15 protein-coding genes are annotated in these 17,541 nt (G+C 39.9%); 7 read left to right on the forward strand and 8 right to left on the reverse strand.

Going from position 1 to position 17,541, the window contains the following annotated elements; genetic code table 11:
• Nucleotides 1-31: 31 nt before the first annotated feature.
• The 4 genes from sufD to KIH23_RS02355 are packed head-to-tail and all read right to left on the reverse strand — an operon-like array spanning nt 32 to nt 3,921.
• Nucleotides 32-1,348, reverse strand: a complete 1,317-nt coding sequence (sufD, locus tag KIH23_RS02340; protein WP_213211039.1) for a Fe-S cluster assembly protein SufD — start codon at nt 1,346-1,348, stop codon at nt 32-34.
• On the reverse strand, nt 1,348-2,100 hold the full coding sequence (gene sufC, locus KIH23_RS02345) for a Fe-S cluster assembly ATPase SufC (RefSeq protein WP_213211040.1): 753 nt from the start codon (nt 2,098-2,100) through the stop codon (nt 1,348-1,350). The genes sufD and sufC overlap by 1 nt, the downstream gene beginning before the upstream one ends.
• Nucleotides 2,101-2,130: 30 nt before the next feature.
• The gene (sufB, locus tag KIH23_RS02350) at nt 2,131-3,579 is read right to left on the reverse strand and encodes a Fe-S cluster assembly protein SufB (RefSeq protein ID WP_213211041.1); all 1,449 of its coding nucleotides are present in this window, start codon (nt 3,577-3,579) and stop codon (nt 2,131-2,133) included.
• 12 nt (nt 3,580-3,591) lie between these two features.
• Complete coding sequence (locus KIH23_RS02355) at nt 3,592-3,921, reverse strand: HesB/IscA family protein (RefSeq protein WP_213211042.1); 330 nt, start codon at nt 3,919-3,921, stop codon at nt 3,592-3,594.
• A gap of 173 nt (nt 3,922-4,094) precedes the next feature.
• Between KIH23_RS02355 and KIH23_RS02360 the strand changes: the two genes are divergently transcribed.
• The 7 genes from KIH23_RS02360 (at nt 4,095) to KIH23_RS02390 (ending at nt 12,308) form a co-directional block, all read left to right on the forward strand.
• A complete protein-coding gene (locus tag KIH23_RS02360) occupies nt 4,095-4,952 on the forward strand; it encodes an MBL fold metallo-hydrolase (protein ID WP_213211043.1) in 858 nt (285 codons plus the stop codon).
• Nucleotides 4,953-5,053: 101 nt separating this feature from the next.
• Nucleotides 5,054-5,491 carry a MarR family winged helix-turn-helix transcriptional regulator gene (locus KIH23_RS02365; protein WP_213211044.1) on the forward strand — a complete coding sequence of 146 codons (438 nt, stop codon included), beginning with the start codon at nt 5,054-5,056 and terminating at the stop codon, nt 5,489-5,491.
• 210 nt (nt 5,492-5,701) lie between these two features.
• A complete protein-coding gene (locus KIH23_RS02370) occupies nt 5,702-7,300 on the forward strand; it encodes a S8 family peptidase (RefSeq protein WP_213211045.1) in 1,599 nt (532 codons plus the stop codon).
• A gap of 82 nt (nt 7,301-7,382) precedes the next feature.
• Nucleotides 7,383-9,281: a M1 family metallopeptidase gene (locus tag KIH23_RS02375; RefSeq protein ID WP_213211046.1), complete on the forward strand. Its 1,899-nt coding sequence runs from the start codon at nt 7,383-7,385 to the stop codon at nt 9,279-9,281.
• 71 nt (nt 9,282-9,352) lie between these two features.
• Entirely contained in the window at nt 9,353-9,730 is a 378-nt protein-coding gene (gene rnpA / locus KIH23_RS02380) for a ribonuclease P protein component (RefSeq protein WP_213211047.1), read from the forward strand.
• Nucleotides 9,731-9,849: 119 nt separating this feature from the next.
• Nucleotides 9,850-11,493, forward strand: a complete 1,644-nt coding sequence (locus KIH23_RS02385) for a S41 family peptidase (protein ID WP_213211048.1) — start codon at nt 9,850-9,852, stop codon at nt 11,491-11,493.
• The gene (locus KIH23_RS02390; protein WP_213211049.1) at nt 11,493-12,308 is read left to right on the forward strand and encodes an OmpA family protein; all 816 of its coding nucleotides are present in this window, start codon (nt 11,493-11,495) and stop codon (nt 12,306-12,308) included. The genes KIH23_RS02385 and KIH23_RS02390 overlap by 1 nt, the downstream gene beginning before the upstream one ends.
• Here KIH23_RS02390 and KIH23_RS02395 read toward each other — a convergent pair.
• From KIH23_RS02395 to KIH23_RS02410, 4 genes are all read right to left on the reverse strand, one after another.
• Complete coding sequence (locus KIH23_RS02395) at nt 12,305-12,757, reverse strand: GNAT family N-acetyltransferase (protein WP_213211050.1); 453 nt, start codon at nt 12,755-12,757, stop codon at nt 12,305-12,307. The genes KIH23_RS02390 and KIH23_RS02395 overlap by 4 nt on opposite strands.
• Nucleotides 12,754-13,743, reverse strand: coding sequence for a DUF4837 family protein (locus KIH23_RS02400; protein WP_213211051.1), 990 nt, complete (start codon nt 13,741-13,743; stop codon nt 12,754-12,756). The genes KIH23_RS02395 and KIH23_RS02400 overlap by 4 nt, the downstream gene beginning before the upstream one ends.
• Nucleotides 13,744-13,792: 49 nt before the next feature.
• Complete coding sequence (locus KIH23_RS02405; protein ID WP_213211052.1) at nt 13,793-16,087, reverse strand: LysM peptidoglycan-binding domain-containing protein; 2,295 nt, start codon at nt 16,085-16,087, stop codon at nt 13,793-13,795.
• Nucleotides 16,088-16,295: 208 nt separating this feature from the next.
• Nucleotides 16,296-17,483: a phosphoglycerate kinase gene (locus KIH23_RS02410; RefSeq protein WP_213211053.1), complete on the reverse strand. Its 1,188-nt coding sequence runs from the start codon at nt 17,481-17,483 to the stop codon at nt 16,296-16,298.
• Nucleotides 17,484-17,541 lie beyond the last annotated feature (58 nt).

Raw genomic sequence — 17,541 nt, forward strand, 5'->3', positions numbered from 1 at the left:
GCTCAGCATCTCGTGCTCTTAGCAGTTTTATCTATAAATCAAACCCCAAATTCACCCCGAGTTTGGTGGCGATAATTTTGGTAATGCGTTTTTTAAGTTCCGGAATTTTGATGCTTTCAATAACCTCATTTGAAAAAGCATACATCAGCAAAGCTTTTGCTTCTTTCTGCGGAATTCCGCGCTGTTGCATGTAAAACATCGCTGTTTCATCGAGCTGTCCGATGGTACAACCGTGCGAACATTTTACATCATCGGCAAAAATTTCAAGCTGCGGTTTGGCATTAATTGTGGCTTTATCGCTCAGTAAAATATTGTTGTTTTGCTGAAAAGCATCGGTTTTTTGCGCCTCTTTTTCAACGTAGATTTTTCCGTTAAAAACACCTGTTGCACTGTCGTTCAAAATGCATTTGTAGTTTTGATGACTCTCGCAATTGGGCTGCGCATGATGCACAAGCGTGTAGTGATCAACGTGTTGTTTATCGCCAATAATCGTAATGCCTTTCAAGGTAGAATCAATACGTTCACCCAAATGATAAAAGTTTAGGTTGTTGCGTGTGATGTTTCCGCCAAATGAAAAAGTATGCACTGAAACGCGGCTTTCTTGTCTTTGTGCAATATAAGTATTGTCAATCAGATTGGCTGATGACAGGTCGTTTTGTACTTTGTAATAATCAACAATGGCGCGCTTTTGGGCAAAAACTTCGGTTACTGAATTGGTCAAAACCGGGTTTTCGTTCAAACTCTGATGACGCTCAATGATTTGAACATGTGCGTTCTCTCCGACCACCACCAAATTGCGCGGTTGCACCATGAGCGCGTCTTCTTTTCCGGTAGAGAAATAGATGATTTCAATCGGTTTTTCAACCACTTTGCTTTTCGGAATATGAATATATGCACCCTCGGCAGCAAAAGCGGTATTAAGTGTGGTAAGGCTTTCTTCGCGACTGGCGGTTTTATTGAAATACTCATCGATAATCATTTTGTATTTCGGCTTGTGAAGTGCCGATGACATCAAGCAAACATCAATGCCGTCGTGCGTAGTTGCCGATAAAAACGAGCTGTATTTTCCGTCGATGAAAACCACTTTGTAGCTGTCAATTTCGTGCAAAAAGTATTTTTTTACATCGGCAAATTCAACCGCAGGCTCGTGTTTCGGAAAAACCGAATAATCGTTTTTGAGCACAGAATTGAGCGAAGTATATTTCCAAGCTTCTTCTTTTTTGGTTGGGAAGCCTTTGTTTTCAAAATTCTTGATGGCTGCACCGCGCAAATCGTGCAGGTTTGAGTCAACATCAATGTGCTGCTCAAAAGCCATAAAAGATGAGATAAGCTTTTCTTTGAGTTCCATTATGCTTCTTGCTCTTGTTTGATCCAGTCGTACCCTTTTTCTTCAAGCTCTAAAGCCAAATCAGCACCGCCGGTTTTAACGATTTTTCCATCCATCAAAACATGCACAAAATCAGGAATGATATAATCGAGCAAACGCTGATAGTGCGTGATGACCAAAACGGCATTGTATTGGTTTTTGAGTTTGTTGACACCGTTGGCTACAATACGCAAAGCGTCAATATCCAAGCCTGAATCGGTTTCGTCGAGAATGGCAATTTTGGGTTCAAGCATGGCCATCTGGAAGATTTCATTTCTCTTTTTTTCACCGCCTGAAAAACCTTCATTGAGCGAACGCGACAAAAACTTGCGGTCCATTTCTAAAAGCTCTGATTTTTCGCGGATTTTTTTGAGCATTTCGTTGGCCGGCATTTCTTCTTCGCCATTGGCTTTGCGCTTTTCATTGATGGCTGTTTTGATGAAATTCGTCACCGAAACGCCCGGAATTTCTACCGGATACTGAAACGACAAAAACACACCTTTGTGCGCGCGCTCTTCAGGTGCTAATTCTGAGATATCTTCGCCGTCGAGCGTGATTTGTCCTTCTGAAACTTCGTAGTTTTCGTTTCCGGCAATAATCGAAGAAAGCGTGCTTTTTCCGGCTCCGTTCGGGCCCATAATGGCGTGTACTTCACCAGCTTTGATTTCAAGATCAATGCCTTTTAATATTTCTTTGTCTTCAACACTTGCGTGTAGGTTTTTTATGTTTAACATCTTTTGAATGTGATTTTAAAATTTAAATGATTAACCCACTGATCCTTCCAGCGAAATTTCGAGTAGTTTTTGTGCTTCTACGGCAAATTCCATCGGAAGTTTATTGAGTACTTCTTTGCTGAAACCATTCACGATAAGCGCAATGGCTTTTTCAGTCGGGATGCCGCGTTGGTTGCAGTAAAACACTTGGTCTTCGCCAATTTTTGAAGTCGTGGCTTCGTGCTCAATTTTGGCCGTAGCATTCTTGCTTTCGATATACGGAAAAGTATGCGCTCCACAGTTGTTGCCCATGAGCAAAGAATCGCATTGTGAAAAGTTGCGGGCGTTATCCGCTCTGGAACCGATTTGCACCAATCCGCGGTAGCTGTTTTGCGATTTTCCGGCAGAAATTCCTTTGGAAATAATGGTTGACTTGGTGTTTTTGCCCAAGTGAATCATCTTGGTTCCGGTATCAGCTTGCTGAAAATTATTGGTCACAGCAATCGAGTAAAATTCACCGATTGAGTGATCACCTTTGAGCACACAACTTGGGTATTTCCAAGTTACGGCTGAACCGGTTTCAACTTGTGTCCAAGAAATTTTGGCGCTCGTCTCACACAATCCGCGTTTGGTGACGAAATTAAATACGCCGCCTTTGCCTTCTTTGTTGCCTGGATACCAATTCTGTACCGTTGAATATTTAATTTCAGCTCTGTCTAGCGCTATGAGCTCTACCACCGCTGCATGCAATTGATTTTCATCACGCGTGGGCGCAGTACATCCTTCAAGATAAGAAACATAACTGTCTTGATCGGCTATAACCAGGGTTCTTTCAAACTGACCGGTTCCGGCTTGGTTGATGCGGAAATAGGTAGAAAGTTCCATCGGGCAACGAACGCCTTTGGGAATATAACAAAACGAACCGTCAGAAAAAACGGCTGAATTCAAAGCTGCGTAAAAATTATCTTTCGGCGGAACAACCGTTCCTAAATACTGACGAACTAAATCTGGATATTCGCGAATGGCTTCAGAAATCGAACAGAAAATAATGCCTTTCTCGGCCAAGGTTTTTTTAAAAGTAGTGGCCACTGAAACTGAATCAACCACAATATCCATAGCCACTCCGGCCAAAGCTTTTTGTTCGTCCAATGAAATTCCGAGTTTTTTGAAGGTTTCCAAAAGTTCGGGGTCAACCTCGTCTAAGCTATTGTATTTGGCTTTTTTACTGGGTGCAGAATAGTATGAAATAGCTTGAAAATTGGGCTTTTCATAGTGAACATTGGCCCACTCCGGCTCGGTCATTTCTTGCCAAGCGCGAAAAGCTTCTAAACGCCAATCGGTCATCCATTCAGGCTCTTCTTTGCGCTGTGAAATGGCTCTGATAATATCTTCATTGAGCCCGACAGGAAACGTTTCAGATTCTATATCCGTATAAAATCCGTATTCGTACTCTTTGTTTTCGAGTTCAATTTTTAAATCGTCTTCGGTGTATTTTGACATTTGATTGTGGGTTTATAGTGAAAAAGATTCTCCGCAGCCGCAAGTTCTGCTGGCGTTTGGATTATTGAAAACAAATCCTTTTCCGTTGAGTCCGCCCGAATATTCAAGCGTGGTTCCGACCAAATACAAAAATGATTTTTTCTCTACGGCAATGCGTATTTGATTGTCTTCAAACACTTTGTCGTTTTCTGAAATTTCTTTATCAAATTTCAATTCATACGACAAACCTGAGCATCCGCCGCTTTTGACACCTACACGCACAAAGTCTTTGTGGGCATCAAATCCGTCGTCTTTCATCATTTCAACTATTTTTTTGCTGGCCGATTCTGATACTTGTATCATAGCTGATTTTGATTTTGTCTAAATTAACGGCAAAGATACATTAAAATAAACGTTTTGCCAGAGCGGCATTTGATTTTTAAATACAATCTTAACATAGAAAAAAATAATGCCGGCGGTATTTCAGAGTGATTTTACGTAATTTGGTCAACTTTAAATAATCAGATTTATTGGTCATGAAATTACATTCGATTGAAACTGGCAATTTTAAATTAGACGGCGGTGCTATGTTTGGCGTAGTTCCTAAAACCATTTGGAGTAAAACAAATCCGGCTGACAACAACAATTTAATTGATTTAGCCGCACGCTGTTTGCTTATTGAAGATGGTAATCGTCTGATATTGATTGACACCGGTTTGGGCAACAAACAATCTGAAAAATTCTTTGGATATTATTCGCTTTGGGGCGACCACAACCTAGATAAATCTCTACAAAAAGCTGGTTTTCATAGAGATGATATTACTGATGTGTTCATGACGCATTTGCATTTTGACCATTGTGGCGGAAGTGTACAGTGGAATAAAGACAAAACCGGTTATGAAGTAGCTTTTAAAAATGCTCGTTTTTGGAGCAACGAAAACCACTGGAAATGGGCTACAGAACCCAATGCTCGTGAAAAAGCATCTTTTTTGTCTGAGAATATTTTGCCCATGCAAGAAAGTGGTCAACTCAACTTTATCAAAAGAAATGAAAGTGACTTTGTTGCTGAATCAGAATTAGGTTTTGGGGTTTTCTTTGCTGATGGACATACCGAAAAAATGATGATTCCACACATACAATACAACGGAAAAACCATTTGCTTTATGGCGGATTTATTACCTACCGCCGGGCATATTCCGTTGCCTTACGTCATGGGATATGACACTCGGCCACTGCTCACGCTTCCTGAAAAAGAAAAATTCCTAAATGCTGCTGCTGACCAAAATTATTATTTGTTTTTAGAGCATGACGCGCACAACGAAATCATAACGGTTGAAAGAACTGAAAGAGGTATTCGTTTGAATAATGTTTTTAAATGTGGTGATGTTTTATAACCTAGTTTATATGTACTAACCATTCTCAGGCTTTATTTATCAGGGTTTTAACGAGATGTTAAATTTTATTTGATATATCAAAAGTTTTTTACTTTTACCTCATGGAAAGACTTGAGACCATTAATTTTTATCTTTTAGACAAAGCCATTCGCACCTACCGAATGTATTCTCAAAAGAAGCTCAAAGAAAACGGCTATAAAATTACGGTTGATCAATGGCTCATCATAAAAGTTTTGATGGAAAATCCGGGTATTTCGCAACAAGATATTGCCGAAAAAGTTTTTAAAGACAATGCCTCGGTAACCCGCATTATTGAACTGTTGGTCAAATCAAAATATTTACACCGTAAAGTCAATCCAAAAGACCGAAGAACTTCTATTCTAACAGTAACATCCGAAGGTGAAGACATAATTGAAAAAGTCCAAAATTTAGTGTTGCAAAACCGAAGAGTTGCGCAAACCGGTCTAACCATTGAAGAGCTGGAAAGCTTGAATGCAACACTCAAAAAAATCATCCATAATTGTCAATCAACTCAATAAACAACTACTCTTATGATTAAATTAATTTATGTGGTAACGCTTTGGGTCATTTCCACTTTTATTTTTGTACTATCATTATTCTGATTATTAAAACTTAGCTTGCTTTTTCCAGGGTCAACGCGGCAAAAATTTGCGTGATAAATTATTGTTAACCAAGCTATTTTGTTTAAACGAACCTGATTACATTTGAACCTCATAAAAATTAATAAAATGAATTTATCAAGATTAACCTGCGTTTCATTGGCTCTCGGTGCTGCGCTTCAATTGTCAGCTCAGACATCAAAACCTACAACTTTTACCGCTAAAAAAGCACCCATGACAGAAAATCAGCTCAAACGCTGGAGTCATTTAGATTTATCTAAAGACAGTATACCAGGAATGAGTGTTGATCGTTTGTATGCTGAACTAGTTAAAGGGAAACCGGGTAAAAAAGTAATTGTAGGCGTAATTGATTCGGGTGTTGATATTGATCATGAAGATCTCAAATCAGTGGTTTGGACCAACAAAAAAGAAATCGCGGGCAACGGTATTGACGATGATAAAAACGGATATGTAGATGATATCCATGGATGGAATTTTTTGGGTGAATCCGGAAATGAAAACCTCGAAATGACTCGTCTTTTGAAAAAAACGGACGACGGCTCAGAAGCTTACAAAAAAGCCCAAGAAGATTACAACAAAATGATGGAAGAAAACTTGCAAGGCAAACAACAAGTTGACTTTCTGTTTAAAGTAGATCAAACCATTAAAGACTATCTCAAAAAAGATTCGTACACATTAGAAGATGTAAAATCAATACAGAGTACTGATCCAATGGTTTCAAGAAGTAAACAAGTCATGATCAGTGTGATTGGCCAAGCCGGACCTGGTTTTGCAGATGAATTGAAAGCATACAAAGACCAAGTGTATGACATGCTCAACTACAACCTCAACAAAGATTTTGACGGCAGAAAAGTGCTGGGCGACAATGCCGACGATATGAGTACAAAATTCTACGGAAACAACATCGTTTATGGCCCAGACAAAGAACAAGCGCTTCACGGCACACACGTAGCCGGAATCATCGCGCAATCGCGCAACAACAATTTAGGGGGTGACGGAATCGCCAACAATGCTGAAATTATGGCGGTTCGTGCGGTTCCAAACGGTGATGAATACGACAAAGATATTGCTCTAAGTATTCGTTACGCAGTAGACAATGGAGCTAAAGTGATCAACGGAAGTTTCGGAAAGAGCTTTTCTCCACATAAAGAATGGGTTTATGATGCCATTAAATATGCTGAAAAAAAAGACGTTTTGATTGTACATGCCGCCGGGAACGACGGTGAAGACATTGATGTAGAAAACAATTTTCCAAATGACTCAGATGATAAAAAAACTGAGTTTGCCAGTAATGTTATTACAGTTGGCGCCTTGAACTATGAATATGGAGAAAAAATCATCGCTCCGTTTTCAAACTACGGAAAGATTAACGTTGACGTATATGCTCCTGGCATGAAAATCTATGCAACAACACCGAACAACACCTACAAATATGAGCAAGGAACCTCAATGGCGTCGCCAAATGTAGCTGGAGTTGCAGCAATGATTCGTTCATATTTTCCGAATCTAACGGCCAAACAAGTCAAGTATATTTTGATGAATTCAGGAACCGCCATTGACATGAAAGTTGAAGTTGCCGGCAATGCTGAAGATAAAAAAGCCATGTCTGAAATTTGTACCTCTGGCAAAATTGTCAATGCGTATAACGCTTTTAAAATGGCAGAAAAAATGTCGAAAAAAGCACCTAAGAAAAAAGTTAGAGGATAAATTTTGACCTCATAAAAAGCCTGATCGATGATGTTTTCGTTCAGGCTTTTTTTATTTTTAACCCCAAAGAAAAACAATCATTATGAAAAAACATTCTTGGTTATATGCCTTTTTGTTGGCTTCGCCTTTGGTTCAAGCGCAAAGTAATAGTTATTGGCAACAGCAGGTTGATTACAAAATGAATGTAGTCATGGATGCAGCTAAATATCGTTATCAAGGGCATCAAGAATTGGTGTATACCAACCATTCACCCGACACGCTCAAACGCGTTTTTTATCATTTATACAACAACGCTTTTCAGCCCGGAAGCGAAATGGACGCTCGCTTACAAGCCATTGCCGACCCTGATCGCCGGATGGTTAAAAAAGTAAAAGTTGACGGAAAAGAAATCAAACAAAGCCGCATTGCACAGCTCAAAGCTGATGAAATTGGTTATCTCAAAATAGCAAACTTCAAACAAGACGGTGTGGCCGCTGTTGCTAAAGAAGTCGGAACCATTCTTGAAGTTACATTGGCCAAGCCGATTTTGCCCAATAGCTCAACGGTTTTAAGCCTTGATTTTGACGGACAAGTTCCGGTACAAATTCGTCGTTCGGGCCGGAATAATATTGAAGGCGTAGAATTTTCAATGGCGCAATGGTATCCGAAAATGGCTGAGTTTGACTTTGAAGGTTGGCATGCTGATCCGTACATTGCCCGAGAATTTCACGGAGTTTGGGGTAATTTTGATGTCAATATTACCATCGACAAAGATTATATTTTGGGCGGAAGCGGTCTGCTCGTCAACAAAAATGAAATCGGCAAAGGTTATCAAGATGCCGGGATAACGGTGACTTATCCGAAAAAAACCAAAACCTTAACTTGGCATTTCAACGCGCAAAATGTACATGATTTTACCTGGGCGGCCGACAAAAATTATCTGCACGACATACAGCAAGTTCCCGGCGGTGCCACGATTCATTTTTTATATAAAAACAATCCAAAAATCATTGACAATTGGAAGAAAGCCGAGCTTGAAACCGTCAAACTCATGCAGTTTTACAACCAAACCATCGGAAAATATCCATACGATCAATATTCAGTGATTCAAGGCGGCGACGGCGGAATGGAATATGCCATGTGTACTTTGATTTTGGGCGAGGGCACTTATGACGGACTTATTGGTGTGATTGGTCATGAAATGGCGCACTCGTGGTTTCAGCATGTATTGGCTTCAAACGAAAGCAAACACAGTTGGATGGACGAAGGTTTTACCTCATTTTTAGAAGATTTGGGCATGAATGAAATAGCCGAGAAAAAAGCGGCCAATCCGCATGCGGGCTCGTACGACAGCTATTATTTCATGGTCAATTCAGGTAAAGAACAGCCGCAAAGCACGCATTCTGATCGCTACGATTACAACCAAGTGTATAGCATCAATGCCTACAGCAAAGGCGATATTTTTCTGTCGCAATTGGGCTATTTGATTGGGCGCGACAATCTGATGAAAACGCTCAAGCGATACTATTCAGAATTTAAATTCAAGCATCCAACGCCCAACGATATCAAACGCACCGCCGAGCGCGTTTCGGGCGCCAACCTCGATTGGTATCTGACCGATTGGACACAAACCACCAATACAATTGATTACGGTATCAAAACCATCGAAAGTGCCACAGATAATGTTCCGAGAACCGGCGTAACCCTCGAGAGAATCGGGCGCATGCCGATGCCTTTAGATATTTTGGTTGAATATACCGACGGTAGTCGCGAGTGCTTTTATATTCCGCTGCGCATGATGAGTTTTGAAAAAGACAATCCGGACGCGTCGGTTAAAAGAACGGTTTTGCCTGATTGGGCTTGGGCCTACCCGACTTATTTCTTTGAAATTCCAAAGGCTCAATCATCGATTCAAAAAATCACCATTGACCCAAGCGGTCTGATGGCCGATGTCAAGCGAGACAACAACCAATATCCTAAACCCGAACCGGTTAAAAAATAAAAATCAAGCGAGCCCGAAACAGCTCGCTTTTTTTATAGGTTCCTTTGTACCTTTGCGCAGAATCAGCGTATATGAAATACACTTATCCGAAATCTGAAAAACTCAAAAGCCAAAAAGTCATTGAAAGCCTTTTCAAAGAAGGCAAATCTGTGGCTAAATATCCGTTACGCTTGGTGTATGTTGGGCTGAATCCAACAGAAGAAAACCAACATTTTGTAGGGGTTTCGGTATCAAAAAAATATTTCAAAAAAGCAGTTGATCGCAATTACTACAAACGCTTGCTGCGTGAGAGTTATCGTTTGAATCAACAATTGCTCAAAGAAAAACTGCAAACGCCCATGGCCATCATGTTGTTTTACCAAACAAATCAACCCATGAGTCTAGAAGAAATGCAGCATAAAATGCGCTTGCTATTTGAAAAATTTCACACAAACAACAACGAACAATAGACCAAATCCGTTGTTGTTTTGACGTTTAACGAATTCTCAAAACGCATTGTTTTTCTGGGTTAAACCGTTATATTTGAACCCGATTGCCCAAAACCTTTGTCGGGTATAAAAAACAGGCTATGCTTTCATTGATTAAAAAAAAATACATCCTCCCTACTCTAGCTTCAGCTTTCTTACTTGTTGGCGTAGGTTTTAGCCTTAAAGAAGACTATTTTGAAGTAGCCAAACAGATTGAAATTTTTACCAATTTATACAAGGCCGTCAATGCCAATTATGTAGACGATACCAATCCGGCGGAGCTCATGAACATTGCCATCAAAAGCATGTTGGCTGATTTAGATCCATACACGAATTACTTCAACGAACAAGACATCGTCAAATATAAAATCAACAACACCGGCGAATATGCTGATATTGGCGCATTAGTCACCCGAAAAGACGATCAGCTCATCATCAAAGAACCCTACAAAAATATGCCTGCTGACAAGGCCGGACTCAAAGCGGGCGATGCTATTATTCAAGTGGGTGACATTGATTTAAGCGATTTTAAGGATGATGCTTCACAATTGCTTCGTGGTGGAAAAGGCACAAAAATCTCCATCAAATACATCCGTCAAGGAAAAACACTTTCAGGCCAAATTGAATTGGGAGAGGCAAAAACCAAAGCCGTCCCGTTTTTCGGAAAAATTGACGACAAAACCGGGTATATCGTATTAACACAGTTTACCAATACCGCTTCGTTAGAAATCAAAGAAGCCTTTGAACAACTCAAAAACGAAGGCATTGAAAAATTGGTTTTAGATTTACGAGACAATCCGGGCGGTTTGCTCAATGAAGCGGTGAATATCTGCAACTTTTTTGTACCGAAAGACGAAGTAATTGTCACCACCAAATCAAGAATCGAAAAACACAACAACACACACAAAACCACACGTGAACCTATTGATACGCAAATTCCATTAGCCATTATTGTCAACGGAAAAAGTGCATCGGCCTCAGAAATCGTATCGGGCGCTTTGCAAGATTTAGACCGAGCGGTGGTTTTGGGTGCGCGCAGTTTTGGTAAAGGATTGGTGCAACGTCCGGTTGATTTGACCTACGGAACCCAACTTAAAGTGACCATTTCGCGCTATTACACTCCGTCTGGCCGCTGTATTCAAGCGCTTGATTATGCGCACAAAGACAAAGACGGAAAAGCCATCCGTACCACCTCAGATAAATACAATGCGTTCAAAACCAAAAACGGAAGAACGGTATACGATGGCGGCGGAATTTTACCCGATATTGTTTTGGATGAAACCAAGCTGAGCCCAATGACCGAAAAGCTAATCGCCAATGACGGAATCTTTGATTTTGCGACTGAGTATTACTACAAAAATCCAAACTTGGGACAAACCATCCCGACTATTACCGATGCTGATTTTGCTGAGTTTAAAGCATTTCTCAAAAGAAAAAACTTCAATTTTGACTCAGAATCTGAAGCTGCTTTAAAAAACACTTGGAAAGCTGCGCAAAAAGAAAAAGTGGATGCCGGAATCCAGACCGAATACCAGCAATTACTCACCGCTTTGGCGCGCAGTCAAGAAGCCCAATTGACTCAAAATCAAAAGGAAATCAAGAACTTAATACTAGACGAGCTGCTCAAGCGTTATCAGTACAAAGAAGGACTTTATCAATACTACATCAAAAACAATCCTGAAATAAAACGAGCTGTAACTGTTTTGGCCAATCCTGCCGAATACAACAAAATTCTCAAAAAATAATGATTCGGATTTTAAGAATACTTCCTTTATTGATTTGCGCTTTGGCATTTGCTCAGGAAGAAAAAGTACAATCAGTTTACTTTGAATTTAATAAATTCAACCTCGATGAAAAACAAGGTCAAGCCGTGATTGACTTCATCAAAAACACTGATTCTACCCGCATCGAATCCATCGAAATTTTTGGTTATACCGACGATGTCGGAAAAGACGATTACAACTTTAAGCTTTCGACCAAAAGAGCCAATACCATTCAAGAAAAACTCAACCAAAGCGGAATCAAAAACAAAGTCATTGTAACCATCGAAGGAAAAGGGCGCATTTTGATTGACGATGATTTAGTCGAGAATTTACCCGAAAAACGCTCTAAAAATCGCCGCGTTGATATTGTGCTAAACTTAAAACCACTGCCTAAAATTGAACTTCCGGGGTTTTATACTACACTACAGAAAAAGCATATAGTAGGCGATCACATCTATCTTGAAAATCTACTTTTTGAACGCGGCAGCAGTAAGCTTACCATTGAAGCCAAAACGCAACTCGATAAATTGTCTAAATTATTGCTCAAATACAAGGCGCTCGAGTTTGAAATTCAAGGTCATGTTTGTTGTACACCGCCCTATCAAAAAGAAGCGATTGACCGTGAAACCCGCAAGCGAAATTTATCATCAAACCGCGCAGAATCAGTTTACAAATATTTGGTTTTTAAAAAGATTGACAAAAAGCGTATGACTTTTAAAGGCTACGGAAACTCGGTTCCGCTGGGCAAAGGTTCAGAATATGACCGCCGTGTTGAGCTTGTGATTACCAAAGCTTAGCCGCGCGTCATGCGAATGTGCTCAATATCATCTTCGAGATAAACATCGCTCACCACAACAAATCCGTGACTTTCATAGAATTTCTGCAAATATAATTGCGCTGAAATGGTGATTTTTTGCGTATTAAAATACACTTCAACCGCATCAATTGCCTCGCGCATCAGTGTGTGTCCGTGTTTTTCTGTTCTGTTTTTTTGAGCCACTACTACCCGGCCAATGGACGCGTCTTCAAAATAATCTCCAGCCTGAAATAAGCGCGCATACGCAATTATTTCGTTTTCAAGCAAACCCATCAAGTGAATTGCATTAGCGTCTTTGTTGTCGATGTCTTGATAAACGCAGTTTTGCTCCACAACAAAGACTTCAGAGCGCAATTGCAGCAATTGATATAGTTCGTTTAGAGAAAGTTCGTTAAAACGCTTTATTTTCCATTCTAGATTTGAGGTCATTTTCGGTTGGTCTTTTTTAAGAATTCTACGGATTTGATGATGGCTTCCAGTTCAAACATAATATCGCGTTTGGCTTCTGACGGATCATAGCAAAAACCTTCTATGACTAAAATTCGCTTTCGGGAGCGATCAATCAAGTGATAATTGATGAATGGCCCCGACATATAATCGTTTCGCAACTCCCAAGTTCCTTTGGTTTCATAGGTTTCACGTCCGGCAATACGCGTTCTGAACAAATAAGGCGCATAAGAATTTTCGGTAATCATCGGGGAGTTGGTGCCCATTCCACGAATGTATAAACTACCTATAGAATCACGGGTTTTGATGATGCTTTTGGTAATATTTCTGCTGGTAAACAAATTGCTCATCGGAATCTGATAAATCAAAATACTGGCGTTTCCACTGGTGATTTCTTTTTTGAGCCAAACAAATTTTCGCCGCTGTAAAACATATTTGAATCCCTGCGGAATATGAATGTCAATGCCAAATTTTCGCTGAATTTTTTTGGTCAGAATTTTTGCCGTATCAATAATTCGCTGATTTTCAAAAATCTCGGTATTATGCATTCTGCGAATAATTTCCGGAGCGTGCTGCTCAATTTGCTCCAGCAATAACGCCGTGGTTTTGGCCGAAATATGAATCACATTCTGCGGATGCGCAAACTCATTCTGAACAATTTCAAACTTGGTTTCGGTTTCTTTTTTAATGATGATGATGTTGCGTGAATTGGTTGTAAACCCCTCGAGCAATTTGAGCGGATATTGGTTGATGGTAAACATCGGTTCTTCTTGTGGCAAACCAATCACCGGACCTGCAAATTTATTTCGGATGCTATCGCCCACTTCGCCGTTCCAGAGCGGATCATCAATAATCACCGAGATGGTATTGATAGGCCCGGACGTTTTTTGATGCGTGCGATCGGGCTTTTTCATGCAAGCTGTTGCAAAAGCCAAAAAAATAATCACAAAAAAAAGGGCTTTTTTCATCCGTTGTTGGTTTGAAAGAAGCCCTAAAATTAATGCTTTTGAATCAACTCTATCCGTTAATTTTGAGTTTCATGCCCGGTTTGAGTGAATTTGAATTGATTCCGTTCCATTTTTTGATGTCAGAAACCGTTACTCCAGGGTATTTTTTGGCAATGCTAAACAAAGAATCTCCTTTTTGAACATAGTAGTGTTCGTCTTTTTTGTTCTTATTGCTTTTATCTTTCTTAGAAGATTTTTCAGCTACTGCCGTATCATTATTTGTTACTGCTTTTTTGGCAACAATAAGTTTGTCTCCCAGATTAATCTTGTTATCTTCAAGATTATTCCATGCTTTTAAATCAGCGACAGAAACGTTGTTTTTGTGAGCAATGCTACCAAGATTATCACCTTTTTTGACGGTATATTCAACATTTTTGAATTCTGAATTGTCGGCAACCGCTTCTTGATTTTCAGCTTCATTATTAAGGGTAATCTCAGAAACTTTCAATCGGCTTTCTAACTGAATATTGTTATCTTCAAGATTGTTCCATTTTTTTAAATCTTCTACCGAAATATTATTTTTTCTAGCAATGGTTGAAAGATTATCGCCTTTTTGAACTACATAAAAATTATCGTTTGCATCTAGCTCAGTTTCTTTTTTATTTCGATCACTATTAGCGATGGCGGTTTCTGATTTAATCGGTTTTTTAACCACCGTAACCACACGTTCATTGGTGATTATTTTTAAGCTTTTGCCCGCAGCAATGCTGTTGCCTTTGATTTTATTCCACTTTTTCAAGTCTGCTAAAGAGACGTCGTTTTTGTCAGCAATTTCGCTTAAGTTATCCCCTTTTTTGACTTTATAAAAACGAGTTACATCTTTGTAGGAAACCACTTTTTCTTCTTTAAAAAGCTTGGTTTCTTTAGGTGTCGTCTCGACCAAAGCGGTTTGAATTTGCTTCGCTTCAGCTTGTTTCACAGCCACCGCAGTAGAGTCGGTTTTGGTTTTCTTCACGCGAGCCGCAATGCGTTCGGTAGTGACAATTTTTAGATTTCTTCCCAGTGGAGCCTTGTTGCTTTTGAGTTTGTTCCAACGCTTGATATCAGAAACAGCTACGTCGTATCTATCGGCAATTTCACTCAAATTATCGCCGCGGCGCACTTTGTGAAATTTCGTTCGCGTAACCGAATATGATTCACCAGAACTTACAGAATCTCTAGAAGCCCATGCTTGCTGAAATCTTGAATTAAAAGGTCGCTCTCGTTGGTCTAACTCATGCTGAATGTAGGCATAGATTTTATCTTCGTTTGACGTAAAGACAGCAATTTTATCATTGGGCAAACGCAAATAGTAAGCGTTGTCGTGATAAGCCGGAACTACGTTGAGTTTGTATTGCGGATTGAGCATTTGAATCTGCGTGATCGGCATATCTAACAAATCGGCGATTTGCTTGAAAGTCATTTGCTTTTTGATCATGATGGTATCAGTAGCAAAATGCTTTACAATAGCGCGGTCTGGTTTGATTCCGTGTTCTTTATGGTATTCGTAAATATACATCGTCGCCAAGAAAGCAGGCACATAACCTTGAGTTTCTTGCGGCAGATATTTCCGAATGTTCCAAAAGTTTTGGTGACCGCCAGAACGTCTGATGGCTTTGGCTACGTTTCCAGGTCCGGAATTGTATGATGCCAAAACCAAGTCCCAATCGCCAAAAATCTTGTACATATTGGTCATATACTGAGCGGCTGCTCCACTGGCTTTTATGGGGTCAATACGGTCATCAACATATGAATCAATTCCTAAATTATATTGCTTTCCGGTATGGTACATAAACTGCCACAGACCCGTAGCGCCAACGCGAGATACGGCTCTTGGATTCAAAGCTGATTCTACAACTGCCAAATATTTGATTTCAAGCGGAACATTTTGTTTGGCCAAAGCTTCTTCAAACATTGGGAAATAATATTCCGAAACAGCCATCAATCGCTCAAAAGCTTTTTTGCGATTTTTAAGGAACGATTTAATGATGTTTTCTAATCCTTGGTTGTATTCAATATTGAACGGAGATTTAGAATCCATTTCTTTCAGACGAGCCTTGAGTAAATCTGTTGATAGTTCGTAATCAACTTTTTGATCCAGGTTGATGGTTTTGATGTCATTCTCAAGATCATTGTAAATGTCTAAACTCGTTAGCTCTTTAAGCCACAAGCTATCAACGCACGAAGCAAGATTGTCTTTGACAAATGTTTTTTTGATGGAATCCAAATACGAGATATTGCCCTGTGGTTTGGTGGCAATATTTTGTGCAAAAGCATTGGCAGCAAAAAGAAAAAGGGCTGCCCAAGTGATTTTGGGTATTCTCATAGTTTTATTTCTGGGTTTTCAGAAGGCTGAAAACGGTTGTCTCTTTCGGTTTACTCGGGTTTTCAGGGTAATTCCTGAGCACAATCAATTATTTATCAAATGGTTGTACGCGGCAAAAATAGGAATCTTAAATTACATAATCCCTATTGAATAACTTAAAGTTGTTATAAATATTGCCTAACTGCTCTATAAAAAAGGCATTTTTTGATTAATCCATAATAGCAGCAATGCCCGGAAGCGTTCTTCCTTCAAGCATTTCGAGCATGGCTCCTCCACCGGTTGAAACATAACTCATACGAGGTTCAAGACCGAATTGCTTTACAGCCGCTACTGAATCACCGCCGCCTACCAATGAGAATGCACCCGCAGCTGTTGCCTGCGCAATCGATTCTCCTAAAGCAATGGTTCCATGGGCAAAATTAGGCATTTCAAATACTCCGAGTGGACCGTTCCAAAGAATGGTTTTTGAGCTCTTAATAACTTGCTCAAATTGTTCTAATGATTTTGGTCCGGCGTCTAAACCTTGCCAACCGTCTGGAATTTGTTTTACATCAATGATTTGCGTCTGTGCATCGTTGGCAAAAGCATTGGCCGCAATCACATCAACCGGCAAATGAATCTGTACATTTTTCTCGCGCGCTGCTTCTAAAATATCAAGCGCCAACTGCAATTTATCGTCTTCACAGATTGAATTTCCAATTTGGCCACCGAGCGCTTTGACAAACGTAAAAGTCATTCCGCCGCCAATAATCATGTGGTCAATTTTGTCGAGTATATTTTCAATAACCGTGATTTTTGAAGACACTTTTGATCCGCCTAAAACCGCAGTAACTGGTTTTTCGCTGTGTTTTAAAACGCGGTTCAAACTTTCTATTTCTTTGGCCAACAAAAGACCAAAAGATTTATCATTCGGAAAAAATTGAGCAATAATCGTCGTTGAAGCATGTGCTCTGTGCGCTGTTCCAAAAGCATCATTCACATAAATATCGCCCAATGAAGCCAACGCTTTTGAAAAAGCAACGTCACCGGCTTCTTCTTCAGGATGGAACCTTAAGTTTTCAAGCAATAAAACTTCGCCAGGTTGCAGATTCTGCGCTGCTGTAGAGGCTTGTTCACCAATGCAATTTTCGGCAAACTTTACAGAAACGCCCAAAACTTCTGAAGTTTTAGCAACAATGTGTTTTAATGAATATTTGGCTTCAGCTCCTTTCGGACGGCCTAAATGCGACATCAAAATAACGCTTCCGCCACCGCTTAAAATATGATCAATGGTGGGTTTTGCTGCCTCAATACGAGTAGCATCGGTTACCTGAAAATTTTCGTCTAAAGGCACATTAAAATCAACGCGAATGAGCGCTTTTTTGTTTTTAAAATCAAAATCAGCCAAAGTCTTCATAAAAATTCATTTTTAGATTGGGGCAAATATAGACTTTTAATTTGGCGCAGAAAAACGA

Origin of the sequence: Flavobacterium sp. CYK-55 (assembly GCF_018413465.1) — a bacterium.
GTDB lineage: Bacteria > Bacteroidota > Bacteroidia > Flavobacteriales > Flavobacteriaceae > Flavobacterium.